Source organism: Mesorhizobium sp. M1A.F.Ca.IN.020.06.1.1, from assembly GCF_004023265.1.
Taxonomy (GTDB): domain Bacteria; phylum Pseudomonadota; class Alphaproteobacteria; order Rhizobiales; family Rhizobiaceae; genus Mesorhizobium.
This window is the reverse complement of the sequence record NZ_RZSR01000688.1, coordinates 1-3,324: the sequence shown is the minus strand read 5'-3', so window position 1 is coordinate 3,324 and position 3,324 is coordinate 1. Positions and strand designations below refer to the sequence as shown.

The following is a 3,324-nucleotide window of genomic DNA, read 5'->3' as shown; positions in this document are numbered from 1 at the left end:
ACCGCGACGACGCTTTCGCTGCCCTTCAGCGAGTGGCCTCCGGCGACGACCAGCGCCGCCATTGCCGGAACCGCCACAAGCGCCAGGGCAAGATGGAGGACCCGCACCAGCCCGGACCTACTGGCTTGCCCAGACGATCCGCGCCACCCACTCGACCTCGCTCATCGGGATATCGCGGTCCGGGTGAGCGGGGTTGAGCGAGACCAGCACAACCGACTTCGCGGTCTGCCGGTCGAGCACCTTGGCCATCACCTCGCCGGCGGTGGTCTTGACGACGACGCGGTCGCCCTTGCGCGTCGGCGCGCCCGGCTCGACGATCAGCACGTCGCCATTGCGGTAGAGCGGCAGCATGGAATCGCCCTGGACCTTCAGCGCATAGGAGGTTTCCGCCGCCCGCGCCGGAAGCTCGACCAGATCCCAGCCCTGCCCTGAGGGATAGCCGGCATCGTCGAAGAAACCGCCGGCACCGGCCTGGGCGAAGCCAAGCAGCGGCACGGCCATACGCGGCGGCGGCGCGGCGGAGGCACCGTGACCCTCAACCAGCACGGTGAATTCTTCCAGCGAGGCGCCGGTGGCCTCGATGATCTTGGCCAGCGATTCGGTCGAAGGCCAGCGCGGCCGGCCGTCGGAGGACAGGCGCTTGGATTTGTTGAAGGCGGTCGAATCGAGGCCCGCGCGGCGGGCGAGACCGGAAGCCGAGAGCGAATAGCGTTCGGCAAGAGCATCGATTGCGGCCCAGACGCGATCGTGTGAGAGCAAGTCCGCTCTCCTTCGAAAAACAGGAAAAAATGCCTCACTGCTGTCTAACGCGCGACCATTCAATTGTCCACCGGCGCGAACAGCGGATTGCAGAGAAAGTCGCCGCTTCCGCAAGATTGACGGGCTCGATCCTGAGCCGGGCGCCGGCACCGACCATGTCGCCGCGTGCGCGATGCATCGTTCGACCCCGGCCGAAACGTCTCGGTGCGCAAGCTTGGTAGGGTGCGGTCCTCGAATTACGAAGGACTGCTCATGTTGCCGAACCACCAATCCATCGCCCGATCCGTTCTGTATTTTGGGACGCCTGTCGTCCTGATGGTTACCCGAAACGATGACGGCCGCGTGGGCCTTGGGTTCATGCGTGGTCCTCGGCTTGAGTTCGGCGGCCCAGGGCGCCATCAATCTTCTGCGGGATGGCGAATGCACCCTCAATTTTCCCGCGGCCAGCCTCTGGGCGAATGTCGAACGGATCGCGCGCACCACGGGTGCGAATCCGTTCCACCCCATAAGGCCGAATTGGGGTTCGTTCATGAGGCCGACAAGTTCGCTTTAGGCGGTTTTGCGATCCAGCCCAGCGAATTGATCCTGACGCCGCGCATCGCAGAATGTCCCCTGCAGTTCGAAACACGCCTGCTGACCTGCCATCGCAGCGCGAAGCAGCAAGGCGCATCCTCGACGCACCTCATCATGGAGGTAGACGTGCAGCGAGTACATGCGCACAGCAGCATGCCGGGAACGAACCACATCGACACTGCGCGATGGAATCCGCTGTTCTATGTGTTCCGGCACTATTTTGGCGACGCGGTCGATCTGGGCAAAACCTTCCGGGCCGAACATTGAACGCTTGCTCGATCAGGCCCGCTTGGCCTCTTCGCGCAGGTTCCGGTGCGAGATCATGAATGCCCGCTCAGGCTCGGTCGGCGGGCGCGGTTCCGCCGAATTGCCGAGCGCCGCGACGACCTCCTCAATTTCGAGAAAGCGGCCACCGCGCCGGTCATAGACGCCGCCGGTGGTCAGGATCAGCGCCGCCGTCTCCCCATTGTCGAGGACGAAGCGGTGCTTGCCGATCACCGAAGTGCCTTCCCAGGTCTCGATCGACGACACCACCTCGAAGCGGCTCCACAGCCTGATCTCGCGCACATAGGCCGATTGCAGCCCGCCGATCATCGGCGCCCAGCCGTTCCGCCGCGCGAGCGCGACAAGACCGACGCGAAGAAAAACATCGATACGGCCAAGATCGGCCAGCATCATGTAACGGGCATTGTTGAGATGGCTGTTGAAATCGATGTCGGTCGGCAGGCAGCGAAAGACCAGCCGGCTCTGATCGCCGATTTGATAAGGGCCACGGCTACGCGCCGTGGCCATCATGCGCGCGAGGCGCCCCCAAACATACATCGGAGTTCGTCAGGCGGCCTTCTTGACCTCGCCCTTCTGGTAAGGGTCGAAGCGCTGGTAGAAAGTCTCGCCCTTCTCGGCCATGTCGAGCAAAAGCTTGGGCGCCTTGAACTCGGCCCCGTATTTCTTCTGCAGGCCCTTGGCGATCTTGACGAAACGCTTGGCGCCGATGCCGTCGATGTAGGAGAGCGCGCCGCCGGTGAACGGCGCGAAGCCGAAGGCGAGGATCGAGCCGACGTCCGCCTCGCGCGGATCGGTGACGATGCCCTCCTCCATGACGCGCACCGCCTCCAGGGCGATGGTGACCAGCAGGCGCTCTTTGAGCTCCTCGTAGTCGACCTTCTCGGGCTTCAGCTGCGGATAGAGATCCTTGAGACCCGGCCACAGCTTCTTCTTCGCCGGCTTGGCAGGATAGTCGTAGAAGCCCTTGCCGTTCTTGCGGCCGAAGCGGCCATGCGTGTCGACCATGGTGTTGATCAGCGCCATCTGCTTCGGGTCGACGGCTTTCTCGCCTAGATCCTTGATGGTCTGCTTCATGATCTTCTGGGCAAGGTCGATCGCCGTCTCGTCGGTCAGCGCCAGCGGGCCGACCGGCATGCCGGCGGCCTTGGCGGCGTTCTCGATCATCGCCGCAGGGACGCCTTCGATAAGCATCTTGTAGGCTTCCGACATATAGCGCAGCACGCAGCGATTGACGTAGAAGCCGCGCGTGTCGTTAACGACGATCGGCGTCTTCTTGATGGCGCGTACGAAGTCGATCGCGACGGCGAGCGCCTTGTCGCCGGTCTTCTTGCCGAGGATGATCTCGACCAGCATCATCTTGTCGACGGGCGAGAAGAAGTGGATGCCGATGAAGTTTTTCGGCCGCGCCGAGTTCTTCGCCAGCGAGGTGATCGGGATGGTCGAAGTGTTCGAGGCAAAGATCGCCGAGGACTTCAGCGCCGCTTCCGCCTTCTCGGTGGCGAGCTTCTTCACGCCTGAATCCTCAAACACCGCCTCGACGACAAGATCGCAGCCGGCAAGGTCGGCATAGTCGGCCGTCGGCGTGATCAGCGACAGCAACTTGTCTTTCTCTTCGGGCTTGGCGCGGCCCTTCTTCACCTGGTCCGAAATCAGGCCGTCGGAATGCGCCTTGCCCTTCTCGGCCGACTCCATGTCGCGGTCGAGCAG

Annotated in this window: 4 protein-coding genes and 1 pseudogene; 1 reads left to right on the top strand and 4 read right to left on the bottom strand. The window is 63.3% G+C overall.

Going from position 1 to position 3,324, the window contains the following annotated elements:
• Nucleotides 1–107 (bottom strand): annotated as a pseudogene (locus tag EOA60_RS39925) (thermonuclease family protein); the annotation flags it as partial.
• Nucleotides 108–117: 10 nt separating this feature from the next.
• Complete coding sequence (locus EOA60_RS25080; RefSeq protein ID WP_067322695.1) at nt 118–759, bottom strand: helix-turn-helix transcriptional regulator; 642 nt, start codon at nt 757–759, stop codon at nt 118–120.
• A gap of 165 nt (nt 760–924) precedes the next feature.
• On the opposite strand from EOA60_RS25080, the gene EOA60_RS25075 reads away from it, so the two are divergent.
• Complete coding sequence (locus EOA60_RS25075) at nt 925–1,599, top strand: flavin reductase family protein (protein WP_206628218.1); 675 nt, start codon at nt 925–927, stop codon at nt 1,597–1,599.
• 12 nt (nt 1,600–1,611) lie between these two features.
• Here the strand turns inward: EOA60_RS25075 and EOA60_RS25070 are convergent, their stop codons facing one another.
• Nucleotides 1,612–2,154 carry a thioesterase family protein gene (locus tag EOA60_RS25070; RefSeq protein WP_095826067.1) on the bottom strand — a complete coding sequence of 181 codons (543 nt, stop codon included), beginning with the start codon at nt 2,152–2,154 and terminating at the stop codon, nt 1,612–1,614.
• A 9-nt stretch (nt 2,155–2,163) separates the two neighbouring features.
• On the bottom strand, nt 2,164–3,324 hold a 1,161-nt coding region (locus tag EOA60_RS25065; RefSeq protein ID WP_245502607.1), incomplete at its 5' end, for a 3-hydroxyacyl-CoA dehydrogenase NAD-binding domain-containing protein.

Bases quoted from the DNA above. Each gene is read 5' to 3' on its own strand.
- EOA60_RS25070 (WP_095826067.1), bottom strand. From the start codon at position 2,154: ATGTATGTTTGGGGGCGCCTCGCGCGCATGATGGCCACGGCGCGTAGC.